This window comes from Flavobacterium sp. W21_SRS_FM3, from assembly GCF_052113625.1.
Taxonomy (GTDB): Bacteria; Bacteroidota; Bacteroidia; order Flavobacteriales; family Flavobacteriaceae; genus Flavobacterium.
This window is the reverse complement of sequence record NZ_JBGQOD010000001.1, coordinates 154,738-178,317: the sequence shown is the minus strand read 5'-3', so window position 1 is coordinate 178,317 and position 23,580 is coordinate 154,738. Positions and strand designations below refer to the sequence as shown.

The 23,580-nt window shown below is 34.6% G+C and carries 23 protein-coding genes; 9 read left to right on the top strand and 14 right to left on the bottom strand.

Translation table 11 applies throughout. The features are described 5' to 3' along the window. Positions 1–247: 247 nt before the first annotated feature. The 5 genes from ACEN2K_RS00770 to ACEN2K_RS00750 form a co-directional block, all read right to left on the bottom strand. The gene (locus tag ACEN2K_RS00770; protein ID WP_441757401.1) at positions 248–1,192 is read right to left on the bottom strand and encodes a DMT family transporter; all 945 of its coding nucleotides are present in this window, start codon (positions 1,190–1,192) and stop codon (positions 248–250) included. Between the two features lies 1 nt (position 1,193). After that, on the bottom strand, positions 1,194–2,018 hold the full coding sequence (locus ACEN2K_RS00765) for an SDR family oxidoreductase (RefSeq protein ID WP_441757400.1): 825 nt from the start codon (positions 2,016–2,018) through the stop codon (positions 1,194–1,196). Positions 2,019–2,199: 181 nt separating this feature from the next. Beyond that, positions 2,200–4,608 (bottom strand): M28 family peptidase, encoded by a 2,409-nt coding sequence (locus ACEN2K_RS00760; protein ID WP_441757399.1) that lies wholly within the window; start codon positions 4,606–4,608, stop codon positions 2,200–2,202. 26 nt (positions 4,609–4,634) lie between these two features. Then, the gene (locus tag ACEN2K_RS00755) at positions 4,635–4,982 is read right to left on the bottom strand and encodes a hypothetical protein (protein ID WP_441757398.1); all 348 of its coding nucleotides are present in this window, start codon (positions 4,980–4,982) and stop codon (positions 4,635–4,637) included. A gap of 2 nt (positions 4,983–4,984) precedes the next feature. After that, positions 4,985–6,508, bottom strand: coding sequence for a GNAT family N-acetyltransferase (locus tag ACEN2K_RS00750; RefSeq protein ID WP_441757397.1), 1,524 nt, complete (start codon positions 6,506–6,508; stop codon positions 4,985–4,987). Positions 6,509–6,699: 191 nt separating this feature from the next. Here ACEN2K_RS00750 and ACEN2K_RS00745 point away from each other — a divergent pair, with 191 nt between their 5' ends. Next, positions 6,700–7,032 (top strand): single-stranded DNA-binding protein, encoded by a 333-nt coding sequence (locus ACEN2K_RS00745; protein ID WP_441757396.1) that lies wholly within the window; start codon positions 6,700–6,702, stop codon positions 7,030–7,032. A gap of 63 nt (positions 7,033–7,095) precedes the next feature. Here ACEN2K_RS00745 and ACEN2K_RS00740 read toward each other — a convergent pair whose 3' ends face one another. The 9 genes from ACEN2K_RS00740 to ACEN2K_RS00700 all read right to left on the bottom strand — a co-directional run bounded on the left by ACEN2K_RS00740 (position 7,096) and on the right by ACEN2K_RS00700 (position 15,731). Further along, positions 7,096–7,266: a hypothetical protein gene (locus ACEN2K_RS00740; protein WP_441757395.1), complete on the bottom strand. Its 171-nt coding sequence runs from the start codon at positions 7,264–7,266 to the stop codon at positions 7,096–7,098. Positions 7,267–7,330: 64 nt separating this feature from the next. Further along, positions 7,331–7,849, bottom strand: coding sequence for a ferritin (locus tag ACEN2K_RS00735; RefSeq protein ID WP_441757394.1), 519 nt, complete (start codon positions 7,847–7,849; stop codon positions 7,331–7,333). 39 nt (positions 7,850–7,888) lie between these two features. Next, positions 7,889–8,521: a CatA-like O-acetyltransferase gene (locus tag ACEN2K_RS00730; protein ID WP_441757393.1), complete on the bottom strand. Its 633-nt coding sequence runs from the start codon at positions 8,519–8,521 to the stop codon at positions 7,889–7,891. A 127-nt stretch (positions 8,522–8,648) separates the two neighbouring features. Then, a complete protein-coding gene (locus tag ACEN2K_RS00725; protein ID WP_441757392.1) occupies positions 8,649–9,905 on the bottom strand; it encodes an OmpA family protein in 1,257 nt (418 codons plus the stop codon). A gap of 245 nt (positions 9,906–10,150) precedes the next feature. Then, on the bottom strand, positions 10,151–10,840 hold the full coding sequence (locus ACEN2K_RS00720) for an HAD family hydrolase (RefSeq protein ID WP_441757391.1): 690 nt from the start codon (positions 10,838–10,840) through the stop codon (positions 10,151–10,153). Positions 10,841–10,874: 34 nt separating this feature from the next. Further along, the gene (locus ACEN2K_RS00715; RefSeq protein ID WP_441757390.1) at positions 10,875–11,756 is read right to left on the bottom strand and encodes a DMT family transporter; all 882 of its coding nucleotides are present in this window, start codon (positions 11,754–11,756) and stop codon (positions 10,875–10,877) included. Between the two features lie 92 nt (positions 11,757–11,848). Then, the gene (metG, locus tag ACEN2K_RS00710; protein WP_441757389.1) at positions 11,849–13,909 is read right to left on the bottom strand and encodes a methionine--tRNA ligase; all 2,061 of its coding nucleotides are present in this window, start codon (positions 13,907–13,909) and stop codon (positions 11,849–11,851) included. Between the two features lie 197 nt (positions 13,910–14,106). Then, complete coding sequence (locus tag ACEN2K_RS00705) at positions 14,107–14,595, bottom strand: type II toxin-antitoxin system death-on-curing family toxin (protein WP_441757388.1); 489 nt, start codon at positions 14,593–14,595, stop codon at positions 14,107–14,109. Positions 14,596–14,597: 2 nt separating this feature from the next. Then, positions 14,598–15,731 (bottom strand): DNA-binding protein, encoded by a 1,134-nt coding sequence (locus ACEN2K_RS00700; protein WP_441757387.1) that lies wholly within the window; start codon positions 15,729–15,731, stop codon positions 14,598–14,600. 98 nt (positions 15,732–15,829) lie between these two features. Here ACEN2K_RS00700 and ACEN2K_RS00695 point away from each other — a divergent pair, with 98 nt between their 5' ends. The 8 genes from ACEN2K_RS00695 (at position 15,830) to proC (ending at position 23,433) form a co-directional block, all read left to right on the top strand. After that, positions 15,830–16,000: a hypothetical protein gene (locus ACEN2K_RS00695; protein ID WP_441757386.1), complete on the top strand. Its 171-nt coding sequence runs from the start codon at positions 15,830–15,832 to the stop codon at positions 15,998–16,000. Between the two features lie 69 nt (positions 16,001–16,069). Continuing rightward, the gene (locus ACEN2K_RS00690; protein WP_441757385.1) at positions 16,070–16,609 is read left to right on the top strand and encodes a DMP19 family protein; all 540 of its coding nucleotides are present in this window, start codon (positions 16,070–16,072) and stop codon (positions 16,607–16,609) included. Between the two features lie 223 nt (positions 16,610–16,832). Beyond that, positions 16,833–18,104 (top strand): serine--tRNA ligase, encoded by a 1,272-nt coding sequence (serS, locus tag ACEN2K_RS00685; protein ID WP_441757384.1) that lies wholly within the window; start codon positions 16,833–16,835, stop codon positions 18,102–18,104. A 144-nt stretch (positions 18,105–18,248) separates the two neighbouring features. Beyond that, entirely contained in the window at positions 18,249–20,027 is a 1,779-nt protein-coding gene (locus tag ACEN2K_RS00680) for a tetratricopeptide repeat protein (RefSeq protein WP_441757383.1), read from the top strand. 68 nt (positions 20,028–20,095) lie between these two features. Next, entirely contained in the window at positions 20,096–20,407 is a 312-nt protein-coding gene (locus ACEN2K_RS00675; RefSeq protein WP_441757382.1) for a DUF4286 family protein, read from the top strand. A gap of 79 nt (positions 20,408–20,486) precedes the next feature. Continuing rightward, on the top strand, positions 20,487–21,266 hold the full coding sequence (rsmA, locus tag ACEN2K_RS00670; protein ID WP_441757381.1) for a 16S rRNA (adenine(1518)-N(6)/adenine(1519)-N(6))-dimethyltransferase RsmA: 780 nt from the start codon (positions 20,487–20,489) through the stop codon (positions 21,264–21,266). Continuing rightward, the gene (mgtE, locus tag ACEN2K_RS00665) at positions 21,256–22,608 is read left to right on the top strand and encodes a magnesium transporter (protein WP_441757380.1); all 1,353 of its coding nucleotides are present in this window, start codon (positions 21,256–21,258) and stop codon (positions 22,606–22,608) included. The genes rsmA and mgtE overlap by 11 nt, the downstream gene beginning before the upstream one ends. 48 nt (positions 22,609–22,656) lie before the next feature. After that, positions 22,657–23,433, top strand: coding sequence for a pyrroline-5-carboxylate reductase (proC, locus tag ACEN2K_RS00660; RefSeq protein WP_441757379.1), 777 nt, complete (start codon positions 22,657–22,659; stop codon positions 23,431–23,433). Positions 23,434–23,580 lie beyond the last annotated feature (147 nt).

Here is a 23,580-nt window from a genome sequence, read left to right as displayed (position 1 = left end):
TTTGTGGTTTGTTTCATAGTTATATTTTTAAGTGAGGGCTATTTATTTAAATAGCTAGTACCAAACTTAGAAAAAATAAATTACAAATAAAATACCCACTTTTAGTGATTTTTCAAAATAAGCATTGTTAGTCAGTTAATTAGAAACTAGATTTAAATGTACTTCTAGTAATTGACTTCTTCACAAAAGACAGTAAGTAACTTTGACAGTAGAGAGCTTGTTGTTTCTATAAAATAGAAATTATTATCTATGATTTCTTTAGTAAAGCTTTTCTACGTGTTCTTCGAATAGAATGATTCACCATATACAATCCAAAAAGAGTAATTCCTCCACCAATAGCGATCGCAACGCTAAGAGATTCTCCAAATAAGAGCGCACCAAGTAGTACGGCTACAATAGGATTGATATAAGCGTAGATACTACTAACCTCGGCTGGTAATTGTTGTAGCATATAAATATAGGCCATAAAGGACAGTATGGAGCCCACAATCACTAAATACGTAATAGCATACCAAGAGGTGACAGGAATAGAAGTTATAGCTACCGCCATACCGCTTGTTTCTGAAATGGTCAATAATAGTAAACTCGAAATAAACATTTGCAATCCCAAACTAAAATAAGGGTTAAAAGTGGCCGCTTTTTTCTTAGTATAGAGACTTCCAAAAGCCCAAGTTATCGTTGCAATTACTGACAGCATAATTCCAAATCGAAAATCAGCTTGAAGAAAATCAGTTAAGTGGTCGTAAAAAATAACACAAACACCACTGAAACTAATCACCAATCCTAATATGGCTAATTTAGCAAGTTTTTCGCCTCTTAAAAATGTAATAATAACAATCCAAAGCGGGAATATAGCATTTAAGATCGCCCCAAGTCCACTACTAATGTATTTCACTCCCCAGGTACTCAGTCCGTTGCTAAGAGCAAAATTTAAGACACTCAGTATTAAAATCGTTTTCCACTGTTTGCCTTTTGGCCAAGGGGCTTTTTTGAATAGAAAAAAACAGATATAGAGGCCACCACCAATGAACTGTCTAATGCCTGCGAGTTGTAATGCGGGCATGTGCCGAACCCCTTCTTTGGACGCAATCCAAGTAGTTCCCCAACAAAAACAAACAAAGGCTAAAGCAATAAAGGGTAATCCAATAGCATGAACACCAGTGGAAAGTGAAGTTTTGATCTTTGTTTTCAACTTAAAGCTGTGGTTTTATAAACTGATACTCAAGTATTCTTACTAGCTTTTCGCTATCGATTGTTTTTCCCACAGAAGGTTGGTTGTAATCAAAAGAGGGAGGAAGCAAATTGTTCTCTATTGCTTTTTCTGTATAATAGGCTGATCTTGTGGGATGATAAGGCGCTACGGCATTAAAGCTTTCTCCCCAAGCATTCCTTTCAATAATTTTCAAAATTACAGCGATACAATCCTCTTGATGAATCAGGTTGATAGCTGCTTCTGGATTAGCCACATTTGCTTTCCCTGCCAAAAATCTAGCAGGATTGCGATCTTCCCCAATTAGTCCACCAAAACGAAGTACGGTAGTTTTAAAGTTGCTGTTGTCAAATAATAATTCTTCGATTGTTAATAATTGTTTGCCGCTTTCGGTAACAGGAACTGGTTTTGTGTACTCATCAACGGTACCACTAGCGTCACCATAAACCGCTGTCGAACTAATAAATAACAACTTTTTGATTGTTGATTCCGCAATCAGTGGTAAAAGATTGGCTATTTTTTTAACAAACGAATTGTTATTCGCATCAGAATAATCTTTGTTCTTACCTCTCAATTTCGGTGGAATAGCGATTATTATTATTTCGCTTCCTTCAAAAAAACAAGAAATGTTCTCTGGCGCATTATCACTTTCTAGTTCAATTACATAAGATTGAATTCCAGAATTTTCTAATAGAGAAATTTTCTCTGGAGAAGTGGTTGATCCTTTTACGGTATACTCTTTTTGAATTAGGGCTTTCGCCAAAGGCAATCCGAGCCATCCACAACCTAAAACGCTAATTTGTTTCATTATAAACTTGTCATTGAGTTTACAAAAGTAAGCTAATCCGAAAGGATTTTGATTAAAAATTTTCAGCGCTTTTTTAGCTTATATCAAATTAAAAAAACCGCAAATTTGCCATTTTAGATAGGTAATTTGCGGTAGCTGTTACTTTTTTAAAGGAATTAAATCAGTAGTACTATAGTAATACTTATTCGACGCTTAAACTATCGTTAACTTTCAAAACAGGTTTTCTCTGCAAGGGTTTGTTTTGAACAGTTTTGATGGTAGTTATTTCAGTAGGAGTAATTATTTCTTGTGGACTTGGCATTATACGCTTAGTGATAACAACCGCATCATTCAATACAAAAGGAGTAGGCATCATCCATTCTGCACGTTTTGCCATATTGAATAAAGGGTTTTCTACTAGGTCAAAAGAGGCTTCCATCAATTCCATATCAAATAAGGTGGTGGATGGAATTGTAAACTCCATTTCCAGTGGTTCATTGTTCGCAACATAATAGCTAAGTACTTTTTTGCCTTTTCTTTTTAAAACATTGCCTTGTTGCTCTAGTTGCGCTGCGCCATTAGCTTTGAAATTTGTAAAGATCATTTTCTTATCTGCAAAGATATCATACCTATTTACCTTTCGATTAGGGCTAATTCTAATTTTTAAATAACGGTTACCACCTACAATACTGTCCTTGGTGAAGACGATGGACGGTTGTGCTAAGTCTTTAATTGGTGCCTTGGCACTGAAAGTAAAACCAGAATTGTATTTACTAAATAGTGGGTTTTTATTTATGCTCGTAGCTTCTTGAGGGTTTTTGCCTAGATATTTTTTTGTCCAGTCGTCTAAGTTCTTATCATATGTAGCCCAGTTTGCCATCTTTGTGTCTGCATTATAAAGATAGACTAGGCTATTTGATTTTGCCTGACCTGCTTGGTATCTCGATGCGAGATGAGCTTTCGCAAAAAATCCTAATGAAAGAATTAAGAAGAATAAAGACCACCACGATTTTCTCATAAAAGCCCCAAAAATAGGCAATAAAAGCACAAATGTGAGTACTGTCAGTAAAGCACTGCCAAACAATACTTTTAGCCCTAAACCGATAGGAAACATTTGTATAAAAGGCACAATTATAAATAAGGCTGGTATACTAAAAATCAGATTCAAAATCCAGCTTGATTTTTGCGTAATGATAAAAATCCCAAAGAGTAATAAACTAAAATAAACAGGTATTATTAAAAAACCAGCTCCTTTAAGATAAAAAGCTATTGCTAAATTGATAAGTAACCAAACAAATAATGGGGCTACATAATGATTCATTGTTCTTTTTTTTATCGAAAAACGTTGATAAAAGGCAAAACAAATGCATAGACTAAACAGTACAATTGCTGCGATATAGTCATGACCGTTGTAAGTGAAGCCATTGAGGAGATCGTTGTATTGTGGGTAAATGAGTAATAATAGTTTCCATCCAAAAAAGCCAATTATAAAAGCACTCAAAAGTGATCCAAATAAGGGAATGAAACCTTTTAAAATCTCGGGAAAGCTGAGCAATTTTTTGGCGAAACCTGCAAATAATAACAGCAAGAATACTAAAAAAGCAAAGGCAATCATCGGGAAAACCCAATCAAATGGATAATGAAGTAAGGTGTAAGGAATAGAAAAATAGATATCATCTTCAGTAGCTTGAGTAGCATTGAGATCTGCATTTGAAAAATGCTGTAATAAAGGCATCAAATAACTACCTTGATGTGCTAGGGTATTTTTATCTAAATGATTGCTATCGTCTTGTGCAGTATGGTAATTATAATGTCCGTCAATAAAAGCAAAATTGTAACCTTGGATATCACCTTTTTCTCTAAAAACGGTTAAATCAGTGTCGTTTGGAAGCATTTTATAAATGCTATACATCAGGGAATTTGATACTGGAAAAGTTGTGCCAGCAGCAGCAAATTCCTTTACCAGTCCGGCATTACCTTTATTTGTCTCCATTAGCATATAACTTGGTCCAGAGGACCCTCGAGCTTCAAAATTTAAAACTAAGCCCACTTCTTTTGCCCACTGATGTTGGGTTACAAAAAGAGCAGCACCATTTAGTCCCAACTCCTCTGCATCAGTGAAAAGGATTATGATATCGTTTTTAGGTTTTTGCTTGGTGTAAAGATACGCACGGATTCCTTCTAGAATCGTAGCTACACCTGAACCAGCATCACTTGCGCCTTGAGAATAGGAATGCGGTGCACTGTCATAATGTGATAATAGCACCAAGGCTTTTGTATTATTAGTCCCCTTTATACGAGCAAGTATATTTTTTGACTTTACAAGGTTGCCCCAGTCGGTTAAAGTGTATCCTTCTTGAGTGGTTGAGTGTAATCCTAATTTATTCAATTCATTTTGAAGGTAGAGGGCAACAGTCTCATGATTTTCAGATCCTACATAATGAGGTTGACTAGCTATGGCTTTGATTTGATTAAAAGCTCTGGTTGTTGAAAACTCAGCTAGGGGCCCTTCTTTATCTGATGTCCATTGTGGCATCATCGTAAAGAATAATAATCCAATAATTCCAGTTATGAATAAGAAGCTAAAAAGTGGGGATAAACTTTTTTTCATTTGGGGTGAATTTGAGGTTTATGATATTAAATATCTTTTTTGACTAGCATGTAAAAATCGTTGTCTAAAAGCATGTAGCCTTGATCGTACAGGAAATAGTAGGTATTTCCTGTCTTAGTATTTAAAATATTGGTAAAAAAATCAAAATCAAATCCTTTGCTAAGCAATTTAGCTCGGGTAGTTTTTGACTTACCATCTACATTGAGAGCGGAAAGAATGCGATAGTTTTTGCGCAACTTATTATTCACATTGCGCATAAAATTAGTACTGTCTTTATTCATTTTATTATTGTAGGCATTTCTACAGCCATCGCTGCAGAATTTCTTGTCTTCGCGACCTACAATCTTTTCACCGCATTCTAGGCAAGTCTTCATGATTATCGTTTTTTCAGGCTGTATAAATCGTGTCTTCTGTCTTTCATAATCTTTACACTTCCATGTTCATGAAGTTCTTTTAAAAGATTGATATCAACATCAACAATCAAGGTCATCTCTGTATTAGGTGTGGCTTCTGCTTTAACTCCGTTGCTTGGGAAAGCAAAATCAGAAGGGGTATATACAGCCGCCTGTGCATATTGGATATCCATATTATTCACCTTTGGTAAATTACCTACACAACCTGCAATTGCTACATAGCACTCGTTTTCTATAGCTCGTGCCTGAGCACAATGTTTTACTCGTGTGTATCCATTTTGTGTATCTGTTAAGAAGGGAACAAATAAAATGTTCATTCCTTCATCAGCCATTAATCTTGATAACTCTGGAAACTCTACGTCATAACAAATAACCACCCCTATTTTTCCACAATCAGTGTCAAATGTTTGTATGATATCTCCTCCAGTAATTCCCCAGTGAAAAACTTCGTTAGGTGTAATGTGAATTTTGCGATACATTTCATTAGTACCATCTCTTTTGCATAGAAATCCAACATTATATACATGCTCGTTTTCTATAAAGGGCATACTTCCCGTAATGATATTGATATTATACGAAATAGCAAATTCCTGGAATTTTAATTTAACAGCTTCGGTATGTTTCGCGAGTTCTCTAATCGCTTCTGGTTCTGACAAATGGTTAAAGTCGGCCATTAAAGGCGCTGTAAAAAACTCAGGAAATAAAGCAAAATCACTTCCGTAACCAGAAACGGTATCAATAAAAAATTCCGCTTGATCAAAAAGGGCATTTAGGTTAGCTAATGAACGCATTTGCCATTGAATTAAGCCTAATCTAACCACACTTTTTTTAGCGTTTATTAATTTAGGGCTATCATCATAATAGATGTTGTTCCATTCTAGTAGTACGGCATATTCTAAAGACTCTGTATCTCCTTCTAAATAATTTTTTAGGACCCGAATTTCATGGAAGTCATTGCTTAATTGGAAAGACAAAACGGGATCATAGACCTCTTTTTTCTTTACTTTTTCAATATATACTTTTGGGGTAATTTCATTTTTAAATTTTCCGTAATTCGGAATTCTTCCAGCAAAGATGATTGATTTTAAGTTCAGTTGCTCGCACAATTCTTTTCTTACATCATACAATCGTCTTCCTAATCGCAATCCACGATATTGCGGATTGATGAACACATCAATTCCGTATAAAACTTCACCTTCAGGGTTATGAGTAGAAAAAGTAAAATTGCCTGTTACTGCTTTATAGCTTCTGGTTTTAAAAGCAAAATCTTCGGTTACTAATAAAGATAATGCAGAACCTACAACAATTCCGTCTACAACAATAACCAATTGTCCTTCTGGAAATTTTTCTAATAAAAGTTCGATCTGATTTTCCATCCAAAATGACTCTGCCATTTCTGGGTACGATTCAATCATGGATTTTTTTAATTGTTTGTAATCCTCAATTTGTAGATTACGTAATTCTATCGATTTGATATTTGTAGGCATAAAAGGGTTTTATTTTAGGCTAATGTAGTCAAATTCATATCCAATTACAAACGGTTACAAATATTTACAACCGAAAGTAATTGAACACTAACCGAATAAGATTCAACGCTCATCGCATCTTTGCAGTGTCGAAAACAAATAACATTCGACAGAACTTTTAATCTAACAACAATATTTAAATTTTACACGCCATGAATGCATTAAGAAACAAAGTACAGTTGATCGGTCATTTAGGAAATGATCCAGAAATCAAAAATTTCGAAGGAGGAAAAAAATTAGCTAATTTTACCTTGGCTACTAATGAAAGTTATAAAAATGATAAAGGAGAAAAAGTGGAAGAAACGCAGTGGCATCGATTAGTTGCTTGGGGTAGTATTGCCGATATCATTGAGAAGTTTGTTACTAAAGGCAAAGAAATAGCAGTTGAAGGCAAACTTACACACAGAAGTTATGATGACAAAAACGGTGAAAAACGTTATGTTACAGAAGTGGTTGTGTCTGAAGTATTATTATTGGGAAAATAGAATACTTACCGCTTGATAGAATATAAAAATGCCCTCCATTACTAGAGGGCATTTTTTATTATTTTATGCCACGTTTTTGATTAAATCAAATAGCGGACAACGCTTGCAGCGTTTGTCTTCCCCTTTTTGGAATTTTTTACAGCACTTAGTTTTACAAGATGCTGCTTGCTTAATTTTTTTAAGTGCATCCTTCTTATCCTTTTTCTTCTCTTTACCCTTTTCTTTCTTACTCACCTTGTTTGAAATTCAATTGCTCAGCAAAGATATGTTATTTTTATGTATTCTAAATAAACTTTAACTATTTCGGATTGATTGCTATAGAACTGTTGACAGTTAGTTGTTGGATGTCCCTATCAAATAAATACAATCCGCCTTTATCATCACCTATTAAATTAATTTTATCTAAAATAGATTTAGCTTGAGCTTCTTCTTCTATTTGTTCTGCAACATACCATTGCAAAAAGTTATGCGTAGCATAGTCTTTTTCCATCAAAGAAATATGTACCAGCTCATTAATTGATTCCGATACATAAACTTCATGCTTATACAACTCTTCAAACATCTCTTGAAAGGTACTGTAGGTTGTTTTTGGCGCTTTTAATAAAGTTACTTGTGCGTGACCTCCTCTTTCATTGATAAACTTAACTAATTTAAGCATGTGTGCGCGTTCTTCATCAGATTGTGCATACATGAATTTAGAGATACCTTCTAGTCCGTGTGTTTCTGCCCAAGAGGCCATGGATAGATAAGTTTGTGATGATTCGGCTTCGATGCGCACTTGTTCATTAAGAGCTGATGCAATATTTTTTGATAACATAATTTACGGTTTATGGTAAAGTTACAAAAAAAGAGACAACTATTCGTTCATGATTTCTTGAAATAAATCTACAAACTGACCTAAATGCAGCCCATCAATTAACCCGTGATGCACATGTACTGACATAGCCATGGTTTTCATACCGTTGTCGTCGCTAATCATTTTACCAAAAGATATTTTAGGGCAACTATCTGGAAAGCTATAGCTTCTCGCATGAGATAAAGCTGTGAAATTTAACCAAGGTATTGCCGAAAAATGAATCAGGTTTTCATTTTCATCAAAACTGCGCGTAAACAGACCCTGTGTTTTTTGCACCCTATCAATTTCTGCAATTGTAGATTTTTCAAAAATGGAAAATTCCCTATTGTACGGGATAAATGAAAAACCAAAAGAGCCATCTTCTCTTCCAATTGTAGCTGAGCCATCAATCTGGTCATAAATGTAGACTTCATCATTTGAAATCCTATATCTAAAGGATTCTATTTTATTCACTGCAACTAATGTTTTATGCAAATAATAGACAAAAAATGAGCAATTTAATTCTTTGGCTTTGGCATAAGCCTGCGTGCAATCAATTTGAACAGTAGCTCCAAAAAAAGGTTCTTCAAATTTTCTAAAAAAATGAAAATGTTCTTTTCTTGGCCAATTCTCAAGGTCTAATAGTGTTTTCAAAAGTAATATTTTTGTTCAAAATTACCTCAATTCAATCATTTTACCAATTGATGTTAGGGTTAATTTTATAATAAAAAAAGCCCTAAAAGGAATTCCTTTTAGGGCTTTTAAAATATTTAGTTTCGAATTATTTTACTCTGAAAGTAACTCTTCTTACTAATTTTCTAGCAGCATCTGAATCTTTTTCAACTGAAGTATCTTCACCTGCAGCAACAACGTTTAATCTTGAAGCATCAACCTTAGCTTTGATTAAAGTGTTTTTCACATTGTTAGCTCTTGCATTAGATAATTTATCATTGTATGCAGATCTTCCAATTTCGTCAGCGTGACCAATAATGTCTACTGATGCAGTTGGGTTGTTTCTTAAGTATGTTAAGATAAAATCAGTACCTTCAGTAGAAACGTTAGTTGGAGTTGATTTATCAAAATCAAAGTATACAGCAACATAACCACCGTTGATTAAACTTTTGATTAATTCATTGTTATAAACTGTAGAATCATTGTTTTTACCGTAAGTTTTTAATAAATAACTTTCTAATTCATCTGGAACTCTGTTGTTATTTAAGTCGATTGCTCTACCTTTAGAATCTACCATTACACCAGATACAGTGTTAGGTTCAAGATCTAAATAATCAGCAACACCATCTTGATCAGTATCAATCAACATAGTTTCTAAGTTGTCAACTCTTTCAGTAAGAGCTAAAACATCTTTATCTACTAGAGTTACCCAGTCAGCATGTTTTGTGTTTTTACCTAAGTAAATAGATAAACCAACTGTACCATTGAAAAGAACTCCACCAAATCCAGGAGAACCAGCTTGAGCTAAACCATCAAAAGTACGATCTTGTTTAGCGTTTAAGATAGTTGTGAAATCACCTGTTAATGCAATTCTGTCAGATAATTTAATTTGACCAGTTACACCAGCAATAAAGTTACCCATTTTGTCAGTTCCTTCGCTATTATCAGATTCTCCAAAACCTAAACCGAAACCAGCATGACCTAATAAGCCAAGTGTATTAGTCCAAGTTTCAAAATTCATGATTCTACCTAAGTTAGCTACACCTTGTAAGTCTGCTCTGTAGTATTTTGAATCAAAGTTTCTTGAATCATCACCTTGAGTAAAGCTGTTGTAACCGAAATCAGCTTTTAAACCGAATTTGTTGTTAATCATGTAACGAACACCTAAGTCAGCAACATAAGGACTAACTACTGCAGTTCTTGTACCTGCAGACATTGGTCTCATTGGTTTATTAAATCCACCTGCTAATTCAACAGACCATTTGTTGTAATCTGTATTTGCTGTGCTCTTTTCAGCAGTTTCTGTTTGAGCACTCATTGTTGTGAATGCCGAAGCAAAAACAAACGTAAGTATTAATTTTTTCATTGTTTTCTGTTTTAATATTTAATGCGAAAATACAACATAATGTTTAATAAGAAATTTCTATATGTTAATTATATAAGAATTAATTATAATTCTATAAACAGTACAGTATCGTTGGTATTTTGCTATAATTTTAGTGTTTAAATTATTAATAATTCTTTTTTTCTACTTTTAATTAAGAATATTTAGAGTGATAATTATAATTAAGTAAATAATTACACAAAAAAATATCTTAAAAAATCTAAAAATTAGTCAAGTAAGTCTAAAACTGCATTAATTTTATCATAATTTTTAAAGTTTTGATGTGCTATTTTATGATCTATTTTTTCATGTTCCCAAGTAGTGTGAAACGGAATGTGTACTGCATGACCCCCAATTTCTAAAACAGGTAAAATATCCGACTTTAAGGAATTACCAATCATGAAAAATTCTTCAGGTTGTATCTCCAGACGTTTAATTAAATCCAAATAGTCCTTTTCTTTTTTATCAGACATTACTTCAATGTGATGAAAATATTTCCCTAGTCCTGAATTATGTAACTTTCTACGCTGATCTAGTAAATCTCCTTTAGTAGCGACTACTAATTTATATTTGCCGTGCAACGCTTCAAGGGTTTCTTCAACACCATCAAGTAATTCAATTGGTTTTTCAGTTAATTCCTTTCCGTACTGGATGATTTTTCCAATCACTTCTATGGGTATGGTATTGTTTGAAATGTTCATTGCTGCTTCTATCATCGAAAGAATGTACCCTTTAATACCGTAACCATAAGTCTTTAAATTGTCTATTTCGACCTTAAAAAGTTCCTGTGATATACTTTGTTTAGATAGGTAATCACTCATTAGTGAACAAAATTTCTCTTCGGTTTCAGCAAAATAGGTTTCATTTACAAACAAGGTGTCGTCAGCATCAAAGGCTATTACTTTAAAATTTGTCATGGTGATTTGTATTTTTTAGTAGTCTGTTTTTAGATTAGTTAGTTAATTTTTCCCTGAATATATTAGTAGTATAAAACGTAATTCTGATTCCAAGAAGCAAAATCACACCGCCTATAATCATATTAAATGTTATTTGTTCGTCCAGAAAAGCCCAGGCTAAAATGGAAGTTAATACAGTTTGTCCTAATAAACTTAAGGAAACTCTGGTAGGACGCATATGTTGAGTAGCATAGCTTATAGCCAGCCATGCCATTAATTGACAGACTACCGCTTGAATTAGTAAAACAAACCAGCCGCTATTAGAAAAACCGTTGAAGGGTTCATTCATTATTAAGCAAACTATTGCTAGATATAGCGAAGAGGCTAATAAACTAATCATCATAAATGAAAGTACATCTATATGAGTAAGGGCTTTTTTGCTAACTAGTAGATATATGGAGTAGAATATGCCTGATAATACAGCTAGGATAAAGGCGTTGTCAAAATCCAAATCTAGAAAAAACTGGAAGCCAACTAATAGTGCCATTCCAAATAGTGCTACGGTCGTACCAATCCAGAAATTAGTAGCCGGTTTTATTTTTAAAAACAAAAAGGAAATAATCCCAACCCATAACGGAGACAAATTAGTCAATAAAGAAGCCTGAGTAGCACTTGATTCTTGTATGGCAATGTTCCAAACAGCAACATCTGAGGCAAATAAAACGCCACAAAGTATGGCTAGCAAAAGGTATTTTCTTTGGGGTAATTTAAATTTTTTGGTGATGAGTAAGTAAGGCAAAAGCAATGAGAAGGCAATAGCCATTCTGTAAAAAGCCGAAATCAGTCCAGGTGTCAGCCTCAGCTTAACCAAAATGGGGAAAATCGAAATACAAAGTATTCCGAAAGCTATAGCTAATCTTGGTTTTGCATTGGTCATTTTTACTGGCTATTAAAAACACAAATTTCACTAATTCACACATATCGTTGGGTGAAATTAGTGAAATCAGTATTTATATAGGTTATTTTTTTTTAATTTATAGTGTCCCCATTTGCAACACCATCAGTATCTGGATTGACAAAAACCAGTTTCCCATCGGTATTAGTAGACATCAATATCATTCCTTGACTTTCTACGCCACGTAAAGCTCTTGGAGCCAAGTTTACTAAAACAGTTACTCGTTTTCCTACAATGTCTTCTGGTTTAAAACTCTCAGCAATTCCTGAAACAATCGTACGAACATCAATTCCGGTATCTACTTTCAAAACTAACAGTTTGTTCGCTTTTGGCATTTTCTCTGCTTCCAGAATTGTTCCAACACGCAAATCCATTTTGGCAAAATCATCAAACTGAATCGCTTCTTTTTGAGGTTCTGCTTTTTTGTTTTCGGCGATATTAGCGGTTTTGGTCGCTTCTAGTTTGTCAATTTGTTTCTGAATTTCCTCGTCTTCAATTTTGGCAAACAACAATTCCGCTTCTCCTATTTGGTGACCCGCTGGAATCAAATCTGATGTTTCTGAAATCGTACTCCAACTCAACGGACTTTCGATTTTCAATATTCTTGATAATTTTGTTGATGTAAATGGCAAGAACGGTTCGCAAAGTGAACTCAAAGCCGCAGCAATTTGAAGCGCTACATACATTTGTGTTTGTACGCGACCTTCATCAGTTTTTATCATTTTCCAAGGCTCTTCATCGGCCAAATATTTATTTCCTAAACGCGCTACGTTCATCAACTCTCCCAGAGCTTCTCTAAAACGGTAACGCTCTACAGAACTAGAAATCACAGCAGGATAAGCTTTCAATTCTGTCAAAGTTGCTTCGTCTACACCTGATAATGTATTCGGACTTGGAATAACTCCATTGTAGTATTTATTGGTCAAAACCACTACACGGTTAATGAAGTTTCCAAAAATGGCAACCAATTCATTATTATTTCTTGCTTGAAAATCTTTCCAAGTAAAGTCGTTGTCTTTTGTTTCTGGCGCATTCGATGTCAAAGCATAACGCAAAACATCTTGCTGATTTGGAAATTCTTCCAAATATTCGTGCAACCAAACTGCCCAATTTTTAGACGTTGATAATTTATTTCCTTCTAAGTTCAAAAACTCATTTGCAGGAACATTGTCTGGCAAAATATAGCTTCCTTCTGCTTTCAACATCGCGGGAAAAATGATACAGTGAAAAACAATATTGTCTTTCCCTATAAAGTGAACCAACTTAGTGTCTTGATCTTTCCAGTACGGTTCCCAATCTTTTCCTTCGCGCAAAGCCCATTCTTTCGTAGAAGAAATGTAGCCAATTGGCGCATCAAACCACACGTATAATTTTTTTCCTTCGGCACCTTCAACAGGAACATCAATTCCCCAGTCAAGGTCACGCGTAACTGCACGAGGCTCTAGCCCGCCATCAATCCAAGACTTAACTTGTCCGTAAACATTGGGTTTCCAGTCATTTTTATGTCCAACGAGAATCCATTCTTTCAAGAAATCTTCGTAACGATCCAAAGGTAAAAACCAGTGTTTTGTTGATTTCATGATTGGAGTTTCTCCGGTAATTGTCGATTTTGGGTTTATTAAATCCGTTGCGTTCAGTGTAGAACCACATTTTTCGCATTGGTCACCATATGCTTCTTCATTACCACATTTTGGGCAAGTTCCAGTAACAAAACGGTCTGCCAAGAATTGGTCTGCCTTCGCATCATACAATTGTTCGGTAACTTGTTCTATAAAGTCCCCTTTTTCATATAATGTAGTAAAAAATTCCGAAGCGGTATCATGATGAATTTTAGCCGAAGTTCTAGAGTAATTGTCAAAAGAAATTCCAAAATCCGAGAACGATTTACGAATAATTCCATCATATTTATCAATTACTTCCTGAGGAGTAATCCCTTCTTTCTTCGCTTTCATCGAAATCGCTACACCGTGCTCGTCGCTTCCACAAACAAACAAAACGTCTCTACCTTGCAATCTCAAGTAACGGGAATATATGTCTGATGGCACGTAAACACCCGCCAAATGGCCAATGTGAATAGGGCCGTTTGTATAAGGCAATGCCGCTGTAATCGTATATCTTTTTGGATTCTGTATCATGATTCAATTTTATTGGCTGCAAAAATAAGAAATAGAATTTTTATTTGAAGCTGTTTCCCGCTATTCGTTGCAATCTTATTGTTTTTAAAGGAAAAACAATAAGGATTTCCACTGCAAACGAAGTTCACTGAACTCCAATAAAATAGAATTAAGTGAAGTAATCGGGTCTAGGGAAGTAGGAGGGATAATAATGTTTTTTAAAAAACATCCTTGTAAAAATCGATACCTAAATTTATTTTTTCTGCATCATCTTTAACCTGACTAAGAGCATTTATGATTTTTAATTTCAAATTCTCGCAATAATCAACTTCGTTAATTATTGCTGTTATTATTTCTTGTAGTAGGCCTTTTTCTATTAAATTATCAGCAACTGTTACAGCAATATTTTCCATTTCTATGATAAATTTGTTGACAAATACATCCAAACCATTTACTTCTAAAAAGAATGCTCCTATTGCAATTGAAGTGCGTTTGTTGCCATCATTAAAAGCATGGAATTTATTAAACGAGAATATTAAGTGACTAAGTTTTTCTTCAAACGTAGGGTAGTAGTCGTCGTTTTGAATATGATGAAGAGGGCTATCAATATTTCCAAAATTTTTAATTCCAGGATGACCACCAGAAATTTCAATTATTTTGTCATGAATTTTTATCGCGTATTCTGAAGAAAAATAGATTAATTTCATTACTAACGTTCTTTTAGTCTTTTAAATACTTCTTTGTTTTCTTCTAATCTTTTTTCAAGCTCCATGCTTTTATTGCCTAAAAATTTATCAAAATCTTCTGTGCTGACTTCGTTTATATAGTCTTTTAATTTTTCATGTAATGCATCTCTAAAAACCAAATCACGACTAGCCATTAAGCTTCTTGCTTTTTCTTGTAAGGGGTTTACAAATGCCTCCATTATTTTTTCAAATTCAGAAAAAATCAAATGAGTTTCAGATAACGAGAGCTTTTTGTTTAAAGTTTCAGATTTGTTTTTTAAATAGTTAGCAAAGCCATTTTCATAAGCTGAAACTAAATCCAGAACTTCTGAATACATTGTGCCCCTGACACTTTCTTTTGAATTTAGGTTTAGTATCTTTCTATACTCTTTGGCATTTTCCTTAAAAATACTTTTATAAATTTTGTCTGTAAGTTGGCTATATTTAAATTTATTTTCAACAATATAAAAATCTAGTGAATTCGTAAATTCTTTACGGTAATTATGTTCTCTAATAGCACTGGGTAAAAATTCTTCTTCTCTTTGGTTTATGTATTTTGTTTTACCTCCTAATTTTTTATTTAAAACATCAATTACAATGTCTAATATTGAACTTCTTAATTTTTGAGCTTTATCTGAACCAGTTAGAAGCATACCAATATTTAAGAAAGTTTTGTATGTGAATACTGATAATTGGGGTGATTTTGATAAGCTATCTAGTTCACTTTCATTTAATTGAAGGATGTTCACGACATTCATGTCGTGAACATCCTTTTTGTCTTTGGCGTTTTTCACAAAATTAAATACTTTTTCTTTGTATGCTTTTAGCTTAGAACCTGTATATAATTCGTAACCACTAATTTCTAACTCTGCTTTATTATTCTCTAAGATACGATCAATAGTTCGTATATCTACATCAAAATACTGAGCAATTTGTTGCTTGGTAAAGCGATATTTACCATCAAACTTAATTCCATAAAAACCCAGTTCTTCATATATACCTTGGATAGCAATATTATTGTTTAAGATATTCTTTCTATCAAGACTAGAATTAGTTAAATCGTTACTCATTGTTTTTGTGTTTACTTGCAAAGATACTTTTTTATATTCTTCTGCCATAAGTTAATATGTAATACATTGTTTAGTTCATTCTACTAAAGCTGCATTTTAATTCGTTTTTTTATATTTGCAAACACAATCAATGAAGCTTCTATATTATGGCAAAAGGACCCGAAAAAAACACTAAAAATAAGGCTTTGCATACCAAATTGCTAAATCGAAAAAAAGCCAAGCTTCAGGAAGAGAAAAAAGAAAAAGCATTGCGTTTGAAAGCTTTGGTTACAAAAATGAATCAGAAAAAGAATAGTGATGAATCTGATATCAGATAAATCATATTGTATTTCATTTCTGTTTTATTTTACCCGAAATTTGCCCCACACTCCTTAAAAATTAAACAAATGGAATTTGGTAAAATAATTATTTCAGAAACGGCAGCAGCTAGCGAAAACCCAAAAGATGTAATCAATTCTAATATTTCGGTAATTAACTTAATGCGTGAGGAAAAAATTGATGATGATTTGATTCATGAGGATGGAATCATGAGTTATTATTTAGACTATTATAATGCACAGTGCACCGAAGGGAATTTTGCTCAATTTGTTTACAATTCCGGTTGGAATACTGAGCTAAACGAATTAATTGAAGAAGGTTTGGCGTTAATTGGTGCAGAGAAACACTTAGAATTCTTTCAACAACAAAGTAAGAAAGCCAAACTAATGAGCAGCGTAAAGCGCGATAAATTCCTAAAAGGGAAACTAGAAGGCGTAAACCCAACCAGAGATATCTTAAATGCACAGTCATTTGCAGCAATCGACGAAGATTTAGTGACTTTGAACGCTACTTTTTTAAAATCACACCCAGATACTGAGGTGCTTTCTGTTGATGATATGTTTGCAGTCTTGGAAGAGTTTGTTGGTCACGAGATTAAAAGAGCGTAAACTAAGTCAAAAGTCCAATGTCATAAAGTTTTTAAAGTCCTGACTTTATTTGTTTTTTTTGAAGTAATGTTGTCAATGTATATTAAACATTAGGGCATTTGAATCATATATTAGTATTGGACTTGATGACTTTCGACTTTCGACTAATTTTTTGTCCCAATAGTATCAAACATTTCCTTAAATTTGCTTCCATTATATAAAAGAAGATTAATAAAATCAAGCTATGTTACAAATTGCATTTATTAGAGAGAATCAAGAAAAAGTAATCAAGGCTTTGGCAAAAAGAAATATGGATGCCACTAGCGTTGTTGAAGAAGTTGTTCAATTAGATGAACGCCGTCGTGCTACACAAGTAGAGTTAGACAGCATTTTATCTGAATCTAATAAATTGTCCAAAGACATAGGCGAATTGATGAAAGCCGGAGAGAAAGCAAAAGCGGCTATCCTAAAAGAAAAAACAGTTTTATTAAAAGAGAAAAGCAAAGGGCTCGCTGAATCAGCTGATGCATTTGCTACTGAACTTTTAGAAAAATTATATACGTTACCTAACCTTCCTGCAGATATTGTTCCTGCTGGAAAAACACCAGAGGAAAATTTAAATGTATTTGAAGAAGGTGAAGTGCCAGTTTTGCACGAAGGAGCACAACCACACTGGGAATTGGTGAAAAAATACGACATTATCGATTTTGAATTAGGAGTAAAAATCACTGGTGCAGGTTTTCCTGTTTATAAAGGAAAAGGAGCAAGATTGCAACGTGCCTTGATCAATTATTTCCTAGACAAAAACACCGCTGCAGGTTATAATGAAGTGCAAGTTCCGCATATGGTAAACGAAGCTTCGGCTTATGGAACAGGACAATTGCCAGACAAAGAAGGACAAATGTACCATGACAAAACGGATGACTTGTATTTAATTCCTACTGCTGAGGTTCCTGTAACTAATTTGTTTCGCGATGTAATCTTGAGCGAAAATGAATTACCTGTTTTAACTACAGCTTACACACCGTGCTTCCGTAGAGAAGCTGGTTCTTATGGAGCACATGTACGCGGACTGAATCGATTGCACCAATTTGATAAAGTCGAAATTGTACGTGTAGAGCATCCAGACAACTCATACAAAGCTTTGGATGGAATGGTAGAACATATAAAAGACATCCTAAACGAATTGAAATTACCTTACAGAATATTGCGCCTTTGTGGTGGTGACATGGGATTCACATCTTCATTAACCTATGATTTTGAAGTGTTCTCTACCGCGCAAGATCGTTGGTTAGAAATCTCTTCTGTATCTAATTTTGAGACTTTCCAGGCAAATCGTTTGAAATTGCGTTTCAAAGACAAAGATGGAAAAAACCAATTGGCACACACCTTAAACGGAAGTGCATTGGCTTTGCCAAGAGTGCTTGCGGGAATTTTAGAAAATTACCAAACACCAGAAGGAATCGTTATACCAGAAGTATTGCGTCCATACTGTGGGTTTGATATTATAAATTAAGCGACCGCTTAATAACAGATAATGTAAACCATTAAGAGATTTGAGTGCAGCACTTGATTTCTTAATGGTGAGAGAAATAATTTACTAATTTGCGGAGACTACTGCATTGTATAGAAATAATGAAGTACGATTAAAAAACAATTAATGAAAAAACTTTTTCTACATATCACTTTGTTTTTTTCTTTGGTTTGTTTTTCCCAAAACGAGCAATTAGCTAATTATTATTATGAAAAAGGCGATTTTGAAAAAGCCAAAATCAGTTATGAAGAGCTACTATCAACTGTGCCTCAAAACATGCAGTATTTCTTGAGGACAGTAGAATGTTATCAGCAATTGCAACAATATGATCTTGTTGAAAAAGCCATTCAATCCCGACTTAATAAATACAAGCAATCTACCTTATTAGTGGAGTTAGGGTATAATTACCAATTGCAAAAAAATGACGCTAAGGCAACAGGATATTACGACCAGGCCATTGAGCAAATCAAGAAGAATACTCGGGATGTCTATGGTGTTGCTAACGCATTTGAAAAAAAAGTGTTGCTGGAGTATGCGTTGAAATCCTATGAAACAGCTACAGCAATAGAGCCAAACTACAACTTCAATTACCAAAAGGCCTTACTCTATGGACAATTAGGAAACACAGAAATGATGATTGCAACTTTTCTTGATGAAACCTATGCTACACCAGAAAACTCAAATTTAATAAAAGGACAGCTGGCCCGATTTATGGCTGATGAAGCGGATGCTACTTTTAGCGAAAGCGTTAGGAAAGCATTGATTGTTAGAGTGCAAAAAACACAAGATATCTTTTGGAATCGGTATCTGAGTTGGTATTACGTACAACAAAAAGAATTCGGAAAAGCATTTATTCAAGAAAAAGCCATTTACAAACGCAACTCGGAGTCGCTAGCTAATATTGTTGGACTAGCACAGCAAGCCATTGAAGAAGATGATCAAGAAACGGCTACTGATATTCTAGGTTTTATCATCGAAAACACATCAGATTTAGAGCTGCTGATACAGGCGGACACCTATCTTATCAAAATGCGAATCGATAAGGCTACAACTACTGATTATGCTGCAATCAACTCAGCCTTAGAAGCTTTGTTAACTAAATATGAAATAACTCCTTTTACCTTATCTTTGCAATTAGTTCAGGCACATTTTGTCGCTTTTAATCTCAAGAAACCAGAGCAGGCTAGAGCAATTGTCAACAAAGCATTAAGCTTACAGCTGAATGATTATGAGAAGGCTCAAACAAAGATGGAATTAGCTGATATTTTATTATTAGAGGAAAAATTCAATCAAGCCTTGCTTTATTATTCTCAAATAGAAATGGATTTAAAAAATGATGTAGTGGCTCATGAAGCTAGTTTAAAAGCAGCTAAAACTACCTACTTCAAAACTGATTTCCCGTGGGCATTGAAGCAGTTTAAAGAATTAAAATCGGCTAATACGCAGTTGATTGCTAATGATGCGTTAGAATATTTTTTGCTGATCAATGATAATACCGTCGAAGATTCAACACAAGTAGCATTGACAGCCTTTGCCAAAGGCGATTATCTGTTGTATCAAAATAGAAATGATGAAGCTATTACACAGTTTCAATCTGTTTTGCAACAGTTTAAGGATAATCAAATAATTGCGGTTACCTTATTAAGATTAGGAGGCATATATGAGAAAAAAGGACAATATGATTTGGCTTTAAGCCAATATCAAAATATAATAAGCAATCATGCTGACGGAATATATATTGATGAAGCCTTGTACTTTTCGGCAGAAATCTATAATAAAAAACTCAATAATCCCGAAAAGGCAAAAGCACTTTATGAAAAGATTATTTTTAATCATGAAGACAGTATTTATTTTGTGGAAGCAAGAAAAAGTTTTAGAAAGTTAAGAGGAGATAGTAATTTATAATAAAAGGTTCAATGCTGGTTTGTTTAAGCTGTTATGCAGATCAACAACGAATAATTAAACAAGAAGATATGATAATATATAACGTAACAAGCAACGTACACGAAAGTATTCACGACCAATGGATGATCTTCATGCAGCACAAGCATATTCCAGAAATTTTAGCTACTGGAAAATTTGTTTCGGCTAGACTAGTACGTGTTTTAATCGAAGAAGAAATGGGTGGAGTAACCTACTCAGTACAATATACAACAGATAGCAAGGAAACTTTAGAGAGATATTATCAAGAAGATGCGCCTCAATTCCGCGATGAGATTGAAAAGCTTTTTGGAGATAAAGTATTGGCTTTTAGAACTGAGTTACAAGTGATTTCTGAACACTAGAAATAGCATAAATAGTTTAAGGAATAAGTATTGAGTGGATAAACTGGGTACTGCAAGCTTTGAGCTTTAAACAAAAAAAATGGAAAAAGTAAAAGCCAAAAAACACCTCGGGCAACATTTCTTGAAGGACGAAAGCATTGCCAAAGCGATTGCTGATACCATCAATCTGGAAGGATACGAGGATGTATTAGAAATTGGACCCGGAATGGGAGTGCTTACAAAGTACTTGCTAGACAAGCCTATCAATACTTACGTCATCGAGATTGACACGGAGTCTGTTGCTTATTTAGATGAAAATTACCCTAAGCTAAAAGATAAAATTATTTCTAAAGATTTCTTGAGATACGATATCAATGAAGTTTTTCAAGGGAAACAGTTTGCAATCATTGGGAATTTCCCGTACAATATATCTACTCAAATCGTATTTAAAACATTAGAACTGAAACACCAAATTCCAGAGTTTGCTGGAATGTTTCAAAAAGAAGTGGCTGAACGTATTTGTGAGAAAAAAGGAAGTAAAGCCTACGGAATATTATCAGTTTTGGCGCAAGCCTTCTATGATGTAGAATATTTGTTCACTGTTGACGAAAACGTGTTTATCCCGCCACCAAAAGTGAAATCAGGAGTGATGCGCATGCGTAGAAAAGCGGATTACAGTTTGCCTTGCGGCGAAAAGTTATTTTTTACTGTAGTAAAAACTGCTTTTCAACAACGTCGTAAAACGCTACGCAATAGTTTAAAAACATTAAATTTATCTGATGAGTTAAGAGAAGATACCGTTTTTAACTTAAGACCAGAACAACTAAGCGTAGAAGAATTTATTGAACTGACAAAAAAAATAGAGGCCGATGGAATTTAAAATCAGTAAAGACTTAATACTCGAATTAGAGCAATACATTGTTAGCAAGGATGACGCCGGATTAGAGCGTTTACTTGGTGAGATGCACCATGCCGATATAGCCGAGATTCTGGATGAACTAGATTTTGACGAGGCAACTTATATCTTTAAGGTATTAGATTCAGAGAAAACATCTGAAATACTTCTTGAATTAGAAGATGATTTAAGGGAGAATATCCTTAAAAGGCTTTCTGCAAAAGAGATTGCAGAAGAGCTGGATGAATTGAATACGGATGATGCTGCAGATATCATCGCTGAACTTTCACAATCCAAAAAAGAAGAGGTAATCTCTGAGCTGGACGATTTAGAACACGCAAAGGATATTATTGACCTGTTGCGTTATGACGAAGATACGGCTGGTGGTTTAATGGGGAAAGAGCTGGTAAAAGTAAATGAAAACTGGAGCGTTCTTACCTGTGTTAAAGAAATGCGTGCTCAGGCCGAAAATGTTTCTCGCGTGCACTCCATTTATGTAGTGGACGATGAGAACAGATTGAAAGGAAGACTTTCGTTAAAAGATTTATTAACGACTTCTACCAAAACCCAAATCTCAGAAATTTACATTAACAAAGTAACTTTTGTCAATGTGGATGCCGAGGATGTTGAGGTAGCGCGTATCATGCAAAAATATGACCTAGAGGCGATACCTGTTGTAGATGCGATGGGGAGACTAGTAGGACGTATCACCATTGATGATATTATTGATGTGATTAGAGAAGAAGCCGATAAAGATTACCAGTTAGCGGCGGGTATCTCGCAAGACGTCGAGGCAGATGATAGTATCATCGAACTTACAAAAGCACGTCTTCCATGGTTAGTTCTAGCACTTCTAGGAGGATTTATTACCGTTAGAGTACTAGGTTTATTTGAAGGTGCCATGGCCGAACACGGAAATCTATTCTTTTTTACTCCACTAATTGCCGCAATGGCTGGAAATGTTGGAGTACAATCATCTGCGATTATCGTACAAGGTTTGGCTAATAATACCTTGAGCGGATCGTTATTTAGACGATTGATTAAAGAGATTTCGCTTAGTTTATTAAACGGAGGAATCTTAGCGTCTATCTTATTTTTAGGAAGTTACTTTCTGCTTGATGAACCACCTATCATCGGATTTGTAATATGCGCAGCCTTAATGTCAGTAATTATTATTGCCTCATTAATAGGAACCTTTGTACCCTTGTTACTTGATAAATTTGGCGTAGACCCCGCATTAGCTACCGGGCCATTTATTACGACAAGTAATGATATTTGCGGAATCCTAATCTATTTCTCTATTGCGAGAATGATTCTGGGCTTTTAAAATGAAAACAACAATTGAACTATAACAACCAACTAACAACTACTAAAAATGAATATTCACATTATAGGAGGCGGAAATTTAGGCGCTTCTGTTGCGATAGGAATTGCAAAATTCTCAAGCAACCATAAAATAACGGTTACCCGCAGAAATATTAGTAAAATTCAGCATCTAGAATCTTTAGGAATAACAGTTGCTACAGATAATACACATAATATACAACAGGCCGATGTTGTAATTTTGACCGTAAAACCATATCAGGTTGACTTGGTTTTGGCTGAGATTTTACCCGTTCTAAAAAGCAAAATAATTGCCTCGGCAGTTACCGGACTTTCAATTGAAAACTTACAAACTAAAATAGGTCAAGATAACCAAGCCATCCGTATCATGCCAAACATTGCGGCACAGTTTGGAGAATCAGCTACCTGTATTTCTTTTCACGATAACAATGCAGCTCAAGGTCAGCAATTAGTAACACTTTTTGCTGATTTAGGTACTGCTCCCGTAATTGACGAGAAACTGATGGATGCTGCAACCGTGCTAGCTGCCTCAGGAACTGCATTTGCTTTGCGTTACATTCGTGCGTCTATGCAAGCGGGTATTGAGATTGGTTTTGACTGGCAAACAGCTTTAGAAATTTCGGCACAAACCGTTAAAGGAGCTGCCAAAATGCTAATGGAAGAGCAAGTGCATCCGGAGCAATTAATTGACCGTGTAACTACACCACAAGGCTGTACGATTGCAGGATTGAGCGAAATGGAGTCTCATGGCTTTAGCTCATCAATAATTCGCGGGATCAAAGCAGCATTAAAAAAAATAAAAGGATAAATAGAATTTGGGCGTGTCGCTATTAAAAAAAGGGTCTTATAGCAGTACTGTTGATAAGACCCTTTTTTTAATAGCTTCGGGCTATACGCGCTACTTCGGTAGCCAGCTACTATCCCTCACGCAGCCTCGAGTAGAAAATTGCAAATT